Genomic DNA, 18,032 nt, shown 5'->3' with positions numbered 1-18,032 from the left:
ATTGTCAATTTTTATTAAAAAAATTAAATATTTATATAAATTATTATACTTGTTACATACGGGGGAATTGGTATTTGTAAAAACTTTTGATTATTTTACGAGGTCCCCCTGTCTCTTCCCCTGTCTTTCTTCTAAAGCATCTCAATAAATGCAGCAATTCTTGTCTCAATCTGCCCGCTGTCTGTGGTGGAATAGTCTGTCTCCAGTTTCATATAAGGAATGCCCAGTTCTTCTACCATCCGGCCCATCTGAGCTGCTTCCACATTAAAAGTATGGCAAGCCTGAAGAACGACCTCGATCACGCCGTCTACTTTATATTTTTCAATCATTTTCTTTGTATTTTCCAGTCTGCCTGAATTGGTTGTCATGACAGAACAATTGATTGCAAGATAGCGGTCTGCGATTGCCTGTAAAATGTCTTCTGCCTCTACATCAACCAGCAGCTTGTTTGTACGCTCTCCGCCGCAGTCATCCAGACAAACAAGCACTCCGCCGTTATTCTCTATAACCATTCCGACTTTCTGAATGACACCGGCTGACGGACATCCGGTGAGAAGGATTCGTTTCGCTGTTTCCGGGACCGGACGTTCCCCTGCTTCATACGCTTTTTTCGCTTTTTCAACGAGGGCTTCAATATTTACGATCTGCTGATCCAGATCAAATGTAAAGGTTCCCTGCTGGAGGGCAAGCATCATATCTGTTCCTTTCAGTGCCGGAGGGCAGCTTTCCTGCAGTTCATACATGCTGCAGAGCGCTTTTCTCAGCCGGTTTCTCTTGGCAGCCGCCTCGCGCAGCTTTTCATCGGTGATCTCCACATCAAACTTCTCTTCCAGGCGTTCTTTCAGAAGCCGAAGCTCTTCACACCAGATCTTATTTGCATAGGCGCGTTCCTGACTCTGCGGAAGATGGAGCACATACGTTTCTTTGAGTTCATTCAGAAGCTCATACATCTTCTTTTTACCATCACAGGTCGTCTCGCCAATGATCATATCTGCAAAATAAGTATACGGACATTTCTGTGAGTATGCAAACCCATAGGTACTTTTAATCAGCGGGCAAAGATTCTTCGGAAGAACCTTCTCAGCATCCGCAATCGTCTCGTTACTTGTACCGCAAAGTCCCACCGTTGCGACACCGGCTGCATCCATCAGTTCGGAAGGCGTGTAGGAGCAGAGACAACCTGCCAGTTTCCCCCCATTTTCCTTGAATTCTTTTACCTTCAAAAACCCGGCTTTCCGCGCGTCAACAAATTCGTCAAATGTTTTCGGTAATTCAAATGCTTCCATTTATTCTTGTTCTCCTTTGTCTTTCATTATTCCGTTTGATGTGCCATTTATTCCGCCATCAAAGCTGCCCCGACTGCACCTGCATAACGTGCAAGCGGTGCACTTGAAACCGGTGCTCCAAGCGCTTTCACCAGTCGTTCGATGATATATTCGTCTTCGCAAAGACCGCCTGTCAGGAAATACTGTTCAGCCGGAACCTGGGAAATCAGCTGAACCACTTTCGTCACAACCGACTCGATCACACCATATGCAATATCCTCTCTTGGTGTACCCTTTCCAATCAGACTGATTACTTCGGACTCGGCAAACACGGTGCACATAGAGCTGATCGTGATCGGATTCCCCTTGCGCGCGAGTTCGGAAAGCTCATTCTGTGTGAGCCCCAGTCTGTTCGTCATGACCTCCAGAAACTTTCCGGTTCCCGCTGAGCATTTATCATTCATGATAAACTTCATGACTCTTCCTTTTTTCAGGGAAATCCCTTTCGTATCCTGACCTCCGATATCAATAACAGTACCGTCTTCATGGAACAAAAATGCTGCCCCTTTTCCATGACAGGTAATCTCGGTAATCACATCGTCTGCATAAGGAACCGAAATTCTTCCATATCCGGTTGCCACATATCTGGCATTTTCCTTGGTAATCCCCTCATTTTTAAACGTTTCGTAAATTTCTTCTGCCGTTTTTCTGCTGTTGAATCCTGTGTTCAACAAAAGTGTTCTGACAACTTCTCCTTCATTCATCACAACTGCTTTTGCCGCGCTGGACCCAATATCAATTCCTACTTGATACATGCTTCCCTCCAACTTTTTCTTAAGTTTTTACGCATTTTATTTTACGCTTTATATCCAGTGTATGCTTCTGAAATTCATTCGTCAAATCGATAAATCAAATATCTTAATAGGTATTTTCTATAAGAAAACAACACCTGTTTTACCGTACCATCACAGAATCGCGAAGAATCAGTTCGATTCTCTCTTTCTCGGCATTTACAGCCTCCTCACGCATCAAGGCAAAGAGTGTTTTCACTGTTTTCACTGCATTCTGCAGAAGATTCATTTTCACAATCGTGAGCTTCGGCCTGGACAGAACTGCAAAGCTATCCTCCCCAAATCCTGCTACTGACACCTCATTGGGAACCAGAATCCCCATGTCCTGAAGATATCCCATCGCTTCTGCCGCATGATGTTCTTTTGCAAAAACTAAAAGTTTTTTCTCAAATGCTTCTTTTGCAAGATTCATTTTAAAATAATCAACCCTTTTATCATGATCTGACGGTAGCTTGACATACCTCATCTGAACAGACGAGATCTTTTCATTTTGAAAGATTCGTTTCATTCCCTTCCAATATGCATGTTCTTTTTCTTCATCCATGAAACAGATACTCCTGTGACCGCATTTTACCACATAGCTTCCCATCAGCTCACCAGCTTCTATTTCCGTTTCCGTCCCACTTCCTATATCCGCCGAAATCACAGGTATTCCGCATCCGCTACGCACATTCTTCTCTAATTCCCTTTCAAATCCTGTCAGAATAATTCCTTCCATTTTCCACATCATTGCCAAACGCTGGATTTCGTCTCCTGAAACAGAAAAATGCAAAAGCATATAGCAGCCACGTCTGGATATCTCCTTCTCTACTTCACGGATCCACAGCGCAACTTCTCCCGCTTCTGCATTTTCTATGTTTTTCCCTATCATAACACCGACCACACAGGAATATTTGCCTGAAAGTAGCCTGTTTCCCATACTCGGAACATATTTCTTCTCTTCAAGAAGTCTCTGTACCCTCTGCACGGTCTTCTCAGAAATTCGTTCCGTTTTTCCCAATGCAACATTCGATACCGTTGTCGGACTCACCCCTGCTTCCGCAGCGATTTCTTTGATTCCGACTCGCGTTGTTTTATTATTACAGTCCTTATCTTTATTCTTTATCTCTTTCACATAGTATCCCCCTCGCAAGTTTACTTTATCCCAGTATACGTCTTTTTTAATGCTACTCATGACCTGCGATAATCTTCGAAAGGGAACGATAAAATTCGATAATTGTAGTGACTAGGAAACGGGTCGGGACACTTTTGTGACCCCGACCCGTTTCCTAGTCATTCATTATATTTCCTTTTACCATTTTAAATACAGTATCCACATAACTTAAATATTCAAGTTCGTGTGTACTAAGGAGCACTGTTGTTCCTGACTTACTGATATCTTGAAGCATCTTCATAATCTTGTGTGAGTTTTCCGGGTCAAGATTACTTGTAGGCTCATCTGCCAAAATAACTTTCGGATTATTAATCATTGCACGAATAATTGAAACTCTTCTTATCTCGCCTCCTGACAGATTCGATGGATATTCATTCGCAAATTCTTCTAATCCAATCTGCTTTAACAATTCTAAAGCTCTATCCCTGAAATTCTCTTTCTCTGAAGAAAGATATGCCGGCATGCAAATATTATCCAGAACAGTAAAATTATTCAATAAGCTTTGTCCCTGAAGTACATATCCCATATTGCGATTACGGAATACCGCTTTTTCATTTTCACTCATTCCTGTCAATTCACGATCGTTAATATGTATTTTCCCGGATGTCGGGGTCACAAGCCCGGCAATCATATTGAACAGAGTCGTTTTCCCACTTCCGGAATGCCCAATAATTGCTACAAATTCCCCTTTATTTATCTGCATTGATACATCATGTACTGCGTCAAAATCTTTTCCATTTCTTATAAATTTTTTTGTTAAACTCTCTACTTGTATCATTTATTCATTCTCCCTGAGCAACCGGTATACTTCATCTTTACTGATCCGATATGCCGAACATACAGCCGCAATAATTCCTGTTATCAAAGCAATGATGATACATATTACAGCAACAGGAATTACCTGTGACATACTGATATCAAGATACGGAACATCTAATTTTACACTGATTACATTTTTAAATGTTGCCACGAGAGCATACGCAATTACGATACCCATAATTCCACCGATAGTACTTATGATGAGTGCCTCCGACAGAATAAGATTTGTCATCTGTGATTTCTTTGCACCCAGTGCATAGAGTACACCGAATTCATATTTTCTTTCATTAATGGTAAGTACAAAAATACTAATTAATGCAAGTGCTGTTGAAATCAAAGAAATATAGGTCAAAATACTTCCATAGCCGGAAAGCTTCTTCACCTGTGAAGAAATCCCATTCATTAATTCATCACCGGTACAGGCATACATTTCCTCATCTGTTGCATGCGCTTCTTTGATTGCAATACGGATTTCTGACCGTTCCACTGCGGTAATACCATCTTCCAGATCCACCATCAGCATAGATGCGCACTGTTCTAGATTCTCTGTCGGGAGATTCTTTTGGGCTATTTCTGAATCCTTCAATTCATAAAGAGTGTCAAATGTCATAAATACAGAACTATCATATCCCATTCCGGTTTTTTCCAGTTTTCCCGCAACATCAAAATAGGTCTCATAAAATTTCATAGTCTGTCCAACCTCAGCCTTTACATTATAACCGATCAGAACTTCCCCTTTTTTTAGATTAACTTTTTTCTGCTCTTGAAGCCATGGCTGGATCACAAAATCCGTTTCCGGATCAAATGCAATTATTTGAACTGGAATGTCGCAACAAGAAGCGGATAATGTTGCAACGTACATCTGTGCAGATACTCTCTCTACTCCATCAATGTTACGAACCGCATCCTCCCATGCACGATTAAAAAATACCGTGCAAGGCGTTCCGGCAAACAAAGATTCTCTCACATTTTCCGTTCCTTTTTTAGGAACTACAATCATATCCGCGCCCATTCGTTCCGTTGTGTTTTTTATTCCCAATTTCAGATTGTTTATCAGAATTGTGCTGAAAAACACAGTTGCTGACATTAAAATAACAAAAAAGATCATAAATCCCGTTCGAAATTTTTTGGCCTGCAGATTCTTAACGGCCATCATTGGAATACTTATCTTCTTATCCTTTTTCATTTACATGCCTCATACTTCAATCTATTTATTTTTTTCTTTCAGACCCAGATATGTAGAAATGGCACCTGCAATCACTCCGATTGCTCCACAAACTTTTACAAATGGCACCGTCATATTACATGCCATATCTGGATTTGCACAAACTCCGATTCCCACAGAGTCATTTAATATCAGGAAAACGACTACAGAGATGGCTACCGCCATAATTCCACTGACCACTTTTTCTCTTTTCACCATACATAAAATTGCATTTACCAATAAAAGAACTGCCAAAAGTATCAGTACTACGCTTGTGTAATAGCATTTCATATGCACCTGTTTTCCCGCTGCTGTCTCCAGCATTCCTGTACAGACCGGCGCAATTTTGGTTACAGTCAAAATCAGAAATACTGCCGCTACTGCCTCAATTCCTCCTACAATAAGACTACTGTTTTTTGCTTTCTGTTCCATTGTCTTTTTGCTCCTTTACGTGTTTAATTTCAGATAGTTTTATCTTAAAAAGTATATGTGTCATTTATGTGACATTACTTATCACTTTTTTAAATACTATTTATTGACAGGAACTATAAATGTCACTTTGCTGCCTTCTCCCTCAACACTATGTATACGTATTGAGATATCATGTCGGTCTGCAATGCTCTTCGCAATTGCCATTCCAAGACCGGTTCCTTCCGTCTGTCCGCGTGAAGAACGATAAAACTTGTTAAAAATAAATGGCAAACTCTCTTTCGATATTCCACACCCCTCATCTTTTATTGAAATATAATAAGCATCTACTTTTTTTGTCGTTTCTATCCAGATTTCTTTCCCCTCATCCGAATATTTCACAGCATTTTCCAACACTGTCAGAAACATCTGTCGCAATCTTCCGTAATCCCCTTTAAAAGGCCACTCCTCTTCCACACTTCTATAGTTTACATTGATGTCCTTCTGTCGAGCAATCATTCGAATCGATCTCACAGCATCTTCCAGTACAAATCCCAGATCCAGTGCTTCCATCTCAATCGGGAAATCTTCGTTTTCCAGTCTGGAAAGATCCAGCATATCGTTAATCAGCCTTTGAAGCGATATTGTCTCCACAAGCATCTGCTTCTGATACTCTTTCACTTTATCCTCTGGAATCATTCCATCATTTAATGCTTCTATCGAACTTCGTATTACCGTAACAGGAGTTCTTAGCTCATGGGAAATATTTGCAATATAATCTCTCTGCATCTGCTTCATCCGTTCACGTTCCTTATTCGCTGCATCGAGTTTTTGCGCCAGTATATCAGTTTTTTTAGCCAGCTCCCCAATTTCATTCTTATCATAAACATCTGTTTTAATCTGATAGTTTCCATTCGCCAGCTCTGCCGTTGCCATTGCAATCTTTTGAATTGGCACCATAAAATGTCTTGCCATAATACCAGAAAGAAACAAGGAAAGTAATAATGCAAAAAGCAAACAAAGAAGCAACACGATAATTGCTATCAGAAAGCTTCCCTGATCCATGTCAAATGTATCTCTCATTACAACAACCGCTGTTGTCTCTCCTTGCTCTTTGACTGGAATTCCAACGTAAATCACAGTATTATTCCTTTTATCCTTTTTCTTTATTTGCGTATATTCTCCACATTTAAAAATCTTTTCTGCAAACGTTTCCACTTCTTGAGTCGGCTTCTTTTCAATTTTTACTGTTGTATTGCAGGTACATGAACAGGTAAACTCCTGTCCATCACGACTGATGAAGTAAGCATCTGCAAGTGAAATATCATCCAGCACCTTCAGATAAGCACTTAGCTCCTGGTTGGCAGTACAGTCGCTGATATAGTCTTCCAGCTTTTCTTTGATTAGTTCTGCCCGCAGCTGAAGCTCACGTTCATGATGTTGATAAGAATAATAACGGAAGATTCCATAAAACCCAACAAAAACAGTTGCTGCTAAAACAGCAGAAATGATAGAAAAATAAAAAAAGAGTTTCTTGGTAATTTTATTCATGTATCACCTCAAATTTGTATCCAATTCCGCGAACAGTAAGAATTTTCCAATCAGAATGTTCATAGGTATCTACCTTTGAGCGCAGCCGTTTAATATGTGTATCTATCGTCCTGCTGTCTCCAAAATACTCAAATCCCCACACTGAATCCAGGATCTGCGTTCTTGAAAATACAATTCCCGCATTCGATGCCAGCAACCACAAAATTTCTACTTCCTTTTTCGTTAAAGAGACTGTTTCATCATGGATGAATACTTGAAATTTATCCAGATTGATTCGCAAACTTCCTTTTTGCACGACTTCTTTGTTTGAAATTCCTATTGACTCTACCCTTCTTAAAATTGCCCTTACCCTTGCCATTACCTCCGAAGGAGAAAATGGCTTTATTACATAATCATCAGCGCCAATATCCAATCCCATAATTTTGTCATAATCTTCTCCGCGCGCAGTTATCATAATAATCGGTACCATAGAAGTCTGCCTGATTCTCCGGCAGACTTCAAATCCATCAATTTCAGGCATCATCACATCCAGAAGAATCACATCATAATCTCTCTTATGAAATTCTTCTAATGTTTTTGATCCATTATCAGCAGTAAAAACTGTATAATTTTCTTTTAAAGCATATTGCTTCAATACTTCAATAATTTGATTATTGTCATCTGCTATAAGAATATTCTTCATATACTTTCTCCTGCAAAAACGTTCAAACCGCACACGCAAAAAAGATTGCGTTTAAGCGCAATCTTTTTTCAAAGCTTAATTATAAAACAGGTGTCCATGCAATTGACATAATTTCATCAACATTATCCATATTCTGAATCAGTCCAAGTCTTACATATTTTTCAACAACTGTTCTCAGTGATTTCTCTGCAAATTCCTGATTTGTACCGAACTGAAGGGAATTGTTCAGCATAACGTTCATTTCGTAGTTACCACCATTTAAGCCTTCATCCATGAGCATCTGTGTAGCCTCTTCTGTATTTTCACGCATGTAAGAATGTGCTTTCTGAACAGCCTGTACAATTTTCTTTGAAATAACCGGGTTTTCCTTTACAAAAGTACGGTTCATCGCAATAACACAGCAGTTCTCATCTGCAAAATCATCATCCAAAAGCGAACGTATACATTTCAACGTGCCATCCTTTACCATACTATAAGCAAAGGTATCTGAAAGAAGCGCTGCTGATATTTCACCATTCTGCATAGCTGTCAAACATGCATCAGCAGAAACAGCTGTAAGATTTACATCTGTTTGAGGATTAATTCCGTCAGCATCAAGTAACAAACAAGTAATGTTGTAATCAGATTTTCCAACACCGTTAGGAACAGAAATCGCAGTTCCTTTCAAATCTTCTGTCTTGTTGTAATCGCTGTCAGCAAGAACGTAAAGTGATTTGCATCCAATATGGGCACCACCAACGAATGTAAGGTCTACATTGTTTGTGATAGGAACAAGCATAGTTGCAATGTGTCCAACAGCAACCGTTGACTGCTGCGTTCCAAGTGCTTCTGTATAAGAATTACCTTTTACACCTTCTGCTTCAAGGCCAGCCTCTTTATAATATCCAAGCTTATCTGCAACTGTAGGCCCTGATGTACATCCATCTGACATGTAATAAAGAACTTTCTGTCCATAAGCAGGTTCTTTCTTCATTGCTTCCAGTTCTTCTTTTGTAGGTGTAAGGTCAAAGTCTGCCATGTCGATAGCCCGACCCTCCATCTCGATAGGTGTAAACATTGCTTCCCAATTCCCTGAAGTAGACGCATCATAAGAATTCATATGTTCAGCAGCGTTACCCTGGTCAACTTCAACATCCTCCTCTATTCCCATGTCGATCTGACCATCATTATTTGTGTCACCAGCAATTGACTTTTCTTCTTTTTTGTTGCCTGAACATGCGCAAACACTAACTGACATGGCAAGGATCAGCAACAAAGATAACATTTTTCTTTTCTTCATTTATCCTTTCTCCCTTTTGTTTTTTCTATTCATAAAATCGTTTAACGATTTTTGAATCATGATCAATGGGGCGTTTAACTATGCTTCCCCCCAAAATGCAACTTATTAAGTATCTCATTACGGTATTCTACAAATTTTGTTGAAGAACGATCCCTCGGAAATGCCTCATCAATCTTGATGTCTGCCACAATACGTCCCGGATGAGAATCCATAACAAGGACACGTGTCCCCATATAGATTGCCTCATCAACATCGTGGGTTACCATTAGGGCAAGTTGCTTTGTATCCGCCCAGATGTTCAGAATTTCATCCTGCATATTCATACGGGTAAATGCATCGAGAGCCCCAAGTGGTTCATCTAAAAGAAGAATCTCCGGCTCATTTATTAGAGAGCGAACTAAAGCGACACGCTGCGCCATCCCACCCGAAAGCTGCCCCGGATAATCGTCTTTGAACTTCTCAAGTCCAATAATTTCTAGCATACGCTGTACTTTATCTTCATTACCCTTCAGCTTGCCCTGCATCTCTAGACTGAATCCAATATTCTTTTCAACTGTAAGCCAGGGAAAAAGTGTCGGCTTCTGAAAAACCATACCACGCTGAGGATCAGGACCTTTTACTTCTTCTCCATCCACAGTAACTTTTCCTAATGTTGGTGTAATCAAACCTGCTACCAGACGAAGAATCGTCGATTTTCCACATCCGGAAGGACCTACCAAGGAAATAAACTCACCACTTTGCATCTCGACATTTACATCATACAATGCATGTGTTACTTCATCACTTTCTACTTTTGCAAAAACTTTACTTACATTCTCAAGTTTTAATGTAACTCTCTTATCTGCCATTATTTTTCAACTCCATTCTGCCAACGTAAAACATAACGCTTGATTCTTTCAAGAACTTTAGTAACCAAAGTGAAAATAAAGCAGATGACGAACAGCGCTGCAAAAACTTTATCATAACTTGCCCATCCAGTCTGCCATGTCATATACCATCCAAGACCAGACTTTACGCCGAGCATCTCAGCAATCATAAGAGCGACACATGATGAACTCATCGCCTGTGTACATCCCTGAAGAATTGCTGGCATCGCATGCGGAATCGCGACGTGAAAAACAAGCTGTGTTTTATTTGCGCCAAGTGTTCTTGCCGCCTCAAAATAATCCTGATCAACATTGGAAATTCCTGTCAGTGAAGCCACAGTAACAGCAAACCACGATCCGAGCGCAATAATAAACACTGCACCTGTAAATAGCGAGCTTGCAATTACCATTGTAATAGGCACCCAGGTAGATGTCGGTATAGGTCCAAGAAACTTGATAATAGGATCAACCCAATAACGTACTTTTTTCGAATAACCACACGTAATCCCTGTAATGAGTCCAAGTGTCACCCCGATACCATAGCCAATAAATAGTAATTTAAGTGTATTAAGCGTGCACTCGATAAGCATAGGATATTCTGCCACAAATGCATTAATAATAAAATTCATACAAGGTACAAACGGCTGAGTAAGTGTACCTGTTTTAATAGTTAAGAAATCATAGATTGCCAAAAACAGGAATAAAGCTGAAAACAGTGGCGCTCTGTAGCGCAGTTTCTCATAATATATTTTATTTCCTCTCCACCTCTTATAACCAGCAAAGCAACTGTAGCAAAAATAAGCAGCCATAAAAATTACCAATACATAAATATAGTACATAGGATTCTTATTCATAGTCTTATCAGGAATCAAAAGATATTCAAGAATTGCAATCACACCACAAATAAGAGGAAGAATCATTATGATAAACTCAAAAGCCTTCTGAATTGGAGTCTTCTCCTTTTCTTCCAGTTCCTTTAGTTCCCGGCGGGTAAGATTTTCAAGCCGTGCTGCTTCAGGCATGATATCGTTAGTAATTTGGACATTTTCAGACATTTGATTCATCTCCTGTTTTGTCATTTCTCATCAAGATTAGTATATCATTTTTTCCTCTTTATGTTAAATCGATATTTCAAATGTATATTTATCATTTATTGATATTACCTATATTGATTACATTTTATTAATAAACTCTTTTATGAAAAACATCTTCTCCTTTTCCGCATACTGCCACGCTACTTGCCGCAGCATCTTTCGCGATTTTAGGAATAACCGAAGCACGGTTCATTTTGATGCATACAATCGTCGGGCAGCGGTCCATGACTGCTTTTAGTTTTTTTTCTGTTTTTCGTCATATTCAAGGCTTCCTGACGGGCACATTGCAGACAGAAGATCTCTTGTATCCAGTTTTGCCGGGGAATTGATACTGACAATCGCAAGATCTGCTTGTTCCGGCCTATCTACTAGACAAACATTGTGAACCACTCATTACCAAAAAACGCAGACAGCATTGTAAGGTCCCACTCTTCAGTCATGCACTCCGTCATCCGCTTCTCTACTTTTATCCCATACCACGGGAATTCCCCCGGATAACCGAATTCTTCAAAGAAATGCAGGTGAATGAACGTTTTACCCGAAAGCAATGTCTTCCTACGGATATCCCAGTTTCCAAGTGCCAGAATGAGTCCGAACCCGCCCCGTCTCCCATCCCCCAGTCTCACCAGTCACCCCTAAAAAAAGTATCTGCCCCGGATTGCTCCGGGGCAGATGCATCAAACTACAACTTATCTACATTTAAAATCAATCGGACTGTCAATCAACGTTACAGCCTGAAATTCATGTTTATGATTATCTTCCTCTTCCGTAAAATCCTTTATAAAATGAACATGTTTTCCATTTCCCACATCAATGGCGCCGGAAGTCTTTCCACAGAATTCATGATAATGTTCATCTGAAAAATCGGTGTGAAATTTCACCTCATGAAAATGATCGTGCTTATCTTTACAATAGATTGCTTCTCCGGTCACTGTACAGAATCTATGGTTATGACAGTTCCTTCCTTCATTTAAAACTCTGGTACTTCCGGTTAACTCATGGACATGTTTCTGGTCTTTACAGCAGTTTTGATTATTCATCACAAAAATCCTTTTTCTTTTAACATATGACAAAGGTTGAGAATTGTGATAAATGTAATTGTTCTCTTCCTTTTTCAATCAAAGCATCTCCAAATCCCGTCATCGTTTTCATATCCTCTCGAAATGTTTCCGCCCATTCTACATGCGAATATTTTTCTATTTTATCAATGTCACATGAAAATACGCCATTTAAATAATCAAAAATACTTTCTTTTTCAGTTCCTTTTCCTCTGCGAATAATAATCACTGTCATTAGATCATAATCTGCCTCAGGTTCATCTGTTTCTTGAAAAATATCTTTCTTTTTTATAGAATATTGCGTCATTGTATCCTGGAGCTTTCCGGGAATATCTCCTGAGTAAATCCAAATTGAATAACATTTTTCCAAGATAGAATAATCTGTTTTTCCCGTAATCACACTCAATTGCTCTGAAAAGCTTCTCGCCACATAATAAAGCGCCCTTTTCACAATTTCTTCCGATGAAACGGATGATATATCAAGGCAATTTGCAATCTGCTGCTGGCTGCAATCACTAAATTCCGGAACCACCATTTCCATTATTGGTACAATGATTTCTTTACATCGAAAAAGCAGCTTGATCCCATTATCATATAAAGCCCCGATATGACTCGCAGAAGCGATGTTAATTTTTGTCTCGCTTTTCATTTGTTTCCCCTTTCATATGAAATAAAACGAAAATGGGAAACCATCGTATCTTCTTATATTAGATATCTGATATTGTCTATATTGTAACATGACAATCCAGGAAAAGAAACCGAATCCTATTCATTCCCATCTTCTTTTCAATAAGCTATATGTTGGTAATATTGCGAAAAAATAATTGAAATAGATATACTTTTGACATTCTTTTATTACAGAGATTCATACTGTTATAATGATTTGAAGAAAGATAGCCTACCACTGATGAAGTATATTTGCAAGTAATAAAAAAATAAGGTGGCTGAATATCCAGCCACCTTATCTTTTACATTCGATCCGCCCAAAATTCTATTGCCGTTTTCAGGAATTCTGCGCATCCTGTCTGCTCTTTATCATAATACTGCCGGAATCTCTCGTCCGCCACATACATGCCAGCTACACCTTTGTGCGCTTCAGCCGAATAACTCTTCCACGTTGACGTAAGCCATCCTTTATGCAGTTCCACAATGTGCTTCGCTTCCTCGCTGTCCGCTCTGACACCTTTCCTCACACAATCCTGAAGACTTTCTATGATTTCTCTTTCCAGTTTCTGAAAATGTTCCCATTCATTTTCCGTCATATTCAACATATTTCTGTTGGAGGCATCCACTTCCTCATCTCCATATTTTTCACGCACTTCCCTGCCATATTGTTCTTCATTTTCCCGAACCATTTTTTCTTTAAATGCCTGGAATTTTTCCGGATCACTCATCACCCATTCTCCTTTCATTGCCGATATTGTCTGTTTCACTGTACCGATCAGCGATTCCAGACGGTCACGCTGTTTTTCCAGTTCTGCGAGGTGTTCTTCCAGTGCCCGCATCCGATCAAAATCATCCTCGCAGAGCATCTTTTTAATACTCTTCAGGTCAAATTTCCTTTCTCTGTAAAATAGAATCTGTTGCAGGATATCGACTTCCTTTTCCCCATAATAACGGTATCCCGCCTCAGTTACATAAAGGGGTTTCAGAAGCCCGATTTCGTCATAATAACGTAAAGTCCGTGCACTGACTCCCGCCATCTGCGACAACTCTCTGATACTGTATTCCACGTTTTTCACCTCCGGTATATATAAAGGATACTGCTTGACGCTGCGTCAAAGTCAATAGGTAATTGCAAAAATATTATAATCCTTTAGAGGGACGGGTACCCCAAAATGCATAAAAGAAGAAGTACTCCATTTCAAAGTACTTCTTCCCAACCATTTATTCTACTTTATCCATTATGCTAAATAAAGATATTCAACATCCCCAGAATCGCTCCTACCAGCGCCCCAAGATTTACGATCGTATCCAGTTCTTTCTTCATAACAGAAAGCACCATCTTTTCCAAATCGTCAATACACATTTCACTGACTTTCTCTTCAATAATTCCGGCAATATTCAAATTGCTGACCAGATTTCCTGCTGCCGATTCTATCGCCGTCTGGTACAGTGACGACACCATCCCGCGCACGGAATCCTGTGAAACATTCAGATTATCGCACAATTCCAAAATGCTTTTTTCTTCCAGTGCGGCCAGTTTTCTGCTGATCTCACCTTTAATGTAATCCGCCCCGCTTACCTGGATATAATTGACGATTTCGCCTCCTACCGGCTGAATCAGAGAATTTAGCATCTCATCGTTCAGGAACATTTCCAACATAGTCCCTTTTGTCTTTGATTTTACTGCTTTTCCTGCCTCTTCAACAATTATATGTTCCAGATTCATGTTCTGTACTGATTCCAGAATCTGATCCGTCAATAAGTTTGTGACTTTTTCCTTCACATTTGTGTATTCTTCTTCGGGGCAAATCCTGTTAATAGAAGTATGAAGATTTGTCGACAATCCATCCATTATTTTTTCCACAACTGCATTTTCGGTTTCGTCAGACAAGATTTTCTTTTTCAGATCTTCCTCTGTGAGAAGCGTATTTGCCACAATATTTCCAATTGCTTTTGCCAGTCTCGGTTTTCCTTTTGGTATTGCTCCCGGGGTAAACGGAAGTTTGTGTCCCCAGATTTTGATTTCTTTTTTAGGGTAAAACAGCATTTTTACCGCAATATAGTTTGTACAATATCCGATGACTGCCCCAATAAGAGGTCCTGCCAATTTTTCCAGTATCATCCCTCAGTTCCTCCGATACATTTCATTTTCCTATTTTTTCACATCAAGAAGATCTATTCAGCCAACTGAACATTTCTTAGATCAATCCATCCAAATCCATCTTTTAATCTTCCCCAGAGAACATTTCCCTTACCGCGTCGGATTTCTTCCAAGTCAACCGGAATCTTCTTGTCCTGTATACTCCACAAATCAACATATTCTTCACCCGGACCAGTATAAGTCTTTTTTGAATCGCAGAATAAGTTTACTTTACATGGTGCCCCATGTTCTTCAATTGTGTCCCACATCTTTTCATCATCAGTCAGTGCCATTTCAATTTCCTCCATTTCACTTTTTTATGAATCGGTTTTTATTTCGTTTTTAAATTATTTACAATTAAATTATTATAGCATTAATTATATGCTTGTCAAGTAGTAATGTAAGGAGAAATCATTGTATTTTGAAAGAGAAATGACCAATCTCAGTCGGACAGAAATAACCTGAGCGGGTGACTATGTACACGCCCCCAGTCATCCAAAACTGGACTGTAAAAATTACATAAAATTGGCTATTCTTATTTATATACTTTCCATGTATAATATTTTTCATTATTTTATAAAGGAAATCAACCGGGAGGTATATAGAATGGTTACGAATAAAGTAAAGGAATTAGTTATCACAGCATTTTTCGCTGCAATTACATTCCTTGGAATACAAGCATTTCGAATTCCGCTGCCGGCAGCGATAGGCACACCCTTTGTACATTTTGGTCATGTTTTCGTAGTGATGGGTGTTCTTCTGCAGAACGGTAAAAAAGGCGCTGTATCGGGAACGCTTGGACTTATCATCTTTGATATCCTGAATGGATATATGCAAGATGTTCCTCAGGTATTTATCGAAACAGTTGTCAAATGTCTGATCATCGGAGTGATATTTGCTTCTCTTAAAGAAAAAGCGAACGGCGATAAGAAAAAAGAATACACAGGTGCAATTATCAGTGCAGTCATCTACGGATGTATGAATGTTCTGATCGAGCTGGTCATGGGTACTGTAAAGATGATGATCCTCGGAAATGGACTCGCAGCTGCAATTGCAGGCTCTGTAATCTCAATTCCAGCAACTGTCATCAATGCTGTATTTATGGTTATTGCAATTGCAATATTATATCAGCCTGTGAAAAAAGTATATGGGAGAATCAGTTAATTACAGGATTCAAATCATTCTGTAATCTTCTGCTTTTCAAAAAAGGAATCGCTTCACAAAGTAATCTTTCTTCGTGGGGCGATTCCTTTTACTTTGACATTAAAAGAAGTGCTAAGAAAAAACTCTTAGCACTTCATAAAGCTTTATTATATGCGGTTTTTCAATTAGAATCTTCCAGCCTTCTTAGCTTCTTCGATAGAAACTGCAACTGCTACCGTCATACCAACCATCGGGTTATTTCCCGCACCGATAAGTCCCATCATTTCTATGGAAGACATTTTAAGGAAAAATCAGAAGTTCAAATTTCCTTGTAAATAAAGGGTTTTTACGTTTTTATTTTGGTTTTAGACACGTCTTTTCTCGAATACTTAGACACGTCATCTGCAATTATAATAACATATTTCAGAATCATATGCAATCATTTTTTCTCTATACTTTTCATCCACTTCCAAAAATTCTATGGTGTTAAAACATTGAATTATTCAATGAAATTTGATGCATTTAGGCGTTCTAAACATGTTAGGCATATTCTTTATAGGGTGTGAATATAAAATCGAAATTTGGGGTGAATTTCTACACTAATTAATCAGTGTTTTTAGACTCAAATTATTAGAGTCTATAACCTTCTTGAATGGTCTTAAAACTTTTAATACCCTTGGTGTGTTTTAGCAGACTTAAAATTATTTTAATTCTGCCTCTTTGTGGAGCTACGAAATTATTTCCAAGCTCCTTATTTTTACTATGTTGATTTCCATGTGGACTGCACTCCAATTGGAGTGGACACCGAAACTAATGAGAGAACACCGTAAAAAAAAGGGAACTACCTATTATATAATAAGTAATTCCCTAATTTGTTATTTTTTCATGATAACCGTAATATCTGTCTTGATATCTTTAATATCGCTTTGGATTGTATCAAGCTTTTCTGCATAGTGAGCTATAGTCTCGATAGCCTTTGCATTTACTTCACGATTTTCCTTGATTTCTTGATAAAGTTTATCTTCTCTATCTTTGCATCTGTTCTGCACTTTTTCCATATTATTTGCGTTTTCTTCCATGACTTTGTTTACTATGTAAAAAGCAAAGTAAGCTAATGCTATAACACATACAATAGGAAACCCAAGTGTAGTAATTAGATCTGTCAAACTTTTTGCATCCATATTTACCCCCTTTACTATAATACTACAAATCGTATTTATGTTGTTTTTGTATACAGTAAAGTTACAATAGCACCACCACTAAAACTTGCATCACTACCTGCTGAAATAGTAAAAGTAGAACGTGTAGCTTGTACTCCTACGCACTGATTTATACTATTTCCGATTCTGGGCAATGAATAAGTATTATTTCCTACTAATAGGAAAGAATGCGAAGTATCTACCCATACTATATTTGCATTTGAGATATTATGATTGATTGTAACTACCTTGGACTGGATTGCAGACACTTGGAATACTTTCCTATATATAGGTTTTCCATCTATCCACACTTCACCAGTTTTTACCTCACTAGTCTCATAATTCAAATTGAACAAATTGTTATTTATCGTACTAATCTCATCTAATACATTAGTATCACCTATAGTTAGTTCACCAGACAGTGATACATTCCCACTGACATTGATAGGAACATTAAAGTTAAAATCATTCTCTGACCAATCAAACACTGGCAGGCAATTCAATGTAGGTTCATTCGAATACTTTGTATACAGCTTGTCAAATACTGTTGTGGTCAAGCTTTTTTGTAACATTTGTGGCTAAAAAATTCATTGGATTGTTGCTTGGATAATACCGAAGTTTCCAGTGTATGTAAAGGATGCTTCGCACCGCCTT

Annotated in this window: 20 protein-coding genes and 1 pseudogene; 1 reads left to right on the top strand and 20 read right to left on the bottom strand. The window is 38.8% G+C overall.

The window, feature by feature from the left end:
* Nucleotides 1-131: 131 nt before the first annotated feature.
* The 17 genes from ACTNBF_RS14990 to ACTNBF_RS14910 form a co-directional block, all read right to left on the bottom strand.
* A complete protein-coding gene (locus ACTNBF_RS14990) occupies nt 132-1,286 on the bottom strand; it encodes a double-cubane-cluster-containing anaerobic reductase (protein ID WP_427807190.1) in 1,155 nt (384 codons plus the stop codon).
* Between the two features lie 47 nt (nt 1,287-1,333).
* Nucleotides 1,334-2,080 (bottom strand): acyl-CoA dehydratase activase, encoded by a 747-nt coding sequence (locus ACTNBF_RS14985; protein ID WP_427807189.1) that lies wholly within the window; start codon nt 2,078-2,080, stop codon nt 1,334-1,336.
* Nucleotides 2,081-2,219: 139 nt separating this feature from the next.
* Entirely contained in the window at nt 2,220-3,230 is a 1,011-nt protein-coding gene (locus ACTNBF_RS14980; RefSeq protein WP_427819836.1) for a LacI family DNA-binding transcriptional regulator, read from the bottom strand.
* A gap of 154 nt (nt 3,231-3,384) precedes the next feature.
* Entirely contained in the window at nt 3,385-4,047 is a 663-nt protein-coding gene (locus tag ACTNBF_RS14975; protein ID WP_441089585.1) for an ABC transporter ATP-binding protein, read from the bottom strand.
* Entirely contained in the window at nt 4,048-5,274 is a 1,227-nt protein-coding gene (locus tag ACTNBF_RS14970) for an ABC transporter permease (RefSeq protein WP_441089584.1), read from the bottom strand.
* A 21-nt stretch (nt 5,275-5,295) separates the two neighbouring features.
* Nucleotides 5,296-5,724 carry a DUF4418 family protein gene (locus ACTNBF_RS14965; RefSeq protein WP_427819839.1) on the bottom strand — a complete coding sequence of 143 codons (429 nt, stop codon included), beginning with the start codon at nt 5,722-5,724 and terminating at the stop codon, nt 5,296-5,298.
* Nucleotides 5,725-5,820: 96 nt separating this feature from the next.
* Complete coding sequence (locus ACTNBF_RS14960) at nt 5,821-7,251, bottom strand: sensor histidine kinase (protein ID WP_427819840.1); 1,431 nt, start codon at nt 7,249-7,251, stop codon at nt 5,821-5,823.
* The gene (locus ACTNBF_RS14955; protein ID WP_427819841.1) at nt 7,244-7,933 is read right to left on the bottom strand and encodes a response regulator transcription factor; all 690 of its coding nucleotides are present in this window, start codon (nt 7,931-7,933) and stop codon (nt 7,244-7,246) included. Before ACTNBF_RS14955 ends, ACTNBF_RS14960 begins: the two co-directional genes overlap by 8 nt.
* Nucleotides 7,934-8,012: 79 nt before the next feature.
* Nucleotides 8,013-9,212: an ABC transporter substrate-binding protein gene (locus ACTNBF_RS14950; protein ID WP_441089583.1), complete on the bottom strand. Its 1,200-nt coding sequence runs from the start codon at nt 9,210-9,212 to the stop codon at nt 8,013-8,015.
* A 74-nt stretch (nt 9,213-9,286) separates the two neighbouring features.
* Nucleotides 9,287-10,060 (bottom strand): ABC transporter ATP-binding protein, encoded by a 774-nt coding sequence (locus ACTNBF_RS14945; protein ID WP_441089582.1) that lies wholly within the window; start codon nt 10,058-10,060, stop codon nt 9,287-9,289.
* Nucleotides 10,060-11,133, bottom strand: a complete 1,074-nt coding sequence (locus ACTNBF_RS14940; RefSeq protein WP_427819844.1) for an ABC transporter permease — start codon at nt 11,131-11,133, stop codon at nt 10,060-10,062. Before ACTNBF_RS14940 ends, ACTNBF_RS14945 begins: the two co-directional genes overlap by 1 nt.
* Nucleotides 11,134-11,540: 407 nt before the next feature.
* The gene (locus ACTNBF_RS14935; protein WP_427819846.1) at nt 11,541-11,798 is read right to left on the bottom strand and encodes a hypothetical protein; all 258 of its coding nucleotides are present in this window, start codon (nt 11,796-11,798) and stop codon (nt 11,541-11,543) included.
* Nucleotides 11,799-11,861: 63 nt separating this feature from the next.
* The gene (locus ACTNBF_RS14930; protein WP_427819847.1) at nt 11,862-12,212 is read right to left on the bottom strand and encodes a YmaF family protein; all 351 of its coding nucleotides are present in this window, start codon (nt 12,210-12,212) and stop codon (nt 11,862-11,864) included.
* A 19-nt stretch (nt 12,213-12,231) separates the two neighbouring features.
* Nucleotides 12,232-12,879, bottom strand: coding sequence for a hypothetical protein (locus ACTNBF_RS14925; protein WP_441089581.1), 648 nt, complete (start codon nt 12,877-12,879; stop codon nt 12,232-12,234).
* A gap of 319 nt (nt 12,880-13,198) precedes the next feature.
* The gene (locus ACTNBF_RS14920) at nt 13,199-13,963 is read right to left on the bottom strand and encodes a MerR family transcriptional regulator (RefSeq protein ID WP_441089580.1); all 765 of its coding nucleotides are present in this window, start codon (nt 13,961-13,963) and stop codon (nt 13,199-13,201) included.
* A gap of 176 nt (nt 13,964-14,139) precedes the next feature.
* A complete protein-coding gene (locus ACTNBF_RS14915; RefSeq protein ID WP_441089579.1) occupies nt 14,140-15,018 on the bottom strand; it encodes a DUF445 domain-containing protein in 879 nt (292 codons plus the stop codon).
* Nucleotides 15,019-15,071: 53 nt separating this feature from the next.
* Nucleotides 15,072-15,329, bottom strand: coding sequence for a hypothetical protein (locus ACTNBF_RS14910; protein ID WP_441017743.1), 258 nt, complete (start codon nt 15,327-15,329; stop codon nt 15,072-15,074).
* Between the two features lie 313 nt (nt 15,330-15,642).
* Here ACTNBF_RS14910 and ACTNBF_RS14905 point away from each other — a divergent pair, with 313 nt between their 5' ends.
* Complete coding sequence (locus ACTNBF_RS14905; RefSeq protein ID WP_427807184.1) at nt 15,643-16,200, top strand: ECF transporter S component; 558 nt, start codon at nt 15,643-15,645, stop codon at nt 16,198-16,200.
* A gap of 164 nt (nt 16,201-16,364) precedes the next feature.
* On the opposite strand, the pseudogene ACTNBF_RS14900 reads toward ACTNBF_RS14905, so the two are convergent.
* The 3 genes and pseudogenes from ACTNBF_RS14900 to ACTNBF_RS14890 all read right to left on the bottom strand — a co-directional run.
* A pseudogene (locus ACTNBF_RS14900) lies at nt 16,365-16,469 on the bottom strand (GGGtGRT protein); the annotation flags it as partial.
* Nucleotides 16,470-17,054: 585 nt separating this feature from the next.
* Nucleotides 17,055-17,360, bottom strand: coding sequence for a hypothetical protein (locus ACTNBF_RS14895; RefSeq protein WP_441089578.1), 306 nt, complete (start codon nt 17,358-17,360; stop codon nt 17,055-17,057).
* Between the two features lie 35 nt (nt 17,361-17,395).
* Nucleotides 17,396-17,950, bottom strand: a complete 555-nt coding sequence (locus ACTNBF_RS14890; RefSeq protein ID WP_441089577.1) for a hypothetical protein — start codon at nt 17,948-17,950, stop codon at nt 17,396-17,398.
* Nucleotides 17,951-18,032 lie beyond the last annotated feature (82 nt).

The organism is Bariatricus sp. HCP28S3_A4 (genome assembly GCF_052066395.1).
Taxonomy (GTDB): Bacteria; Bacillota; Clostridia; order Lachnospirales; family Lachnospiraceae; genus Allocoprococcus.
Note: the sequence above shows the minus strand (reverse complement) of the source record. Positions and strands in the feature narration are given on the sequence as shown.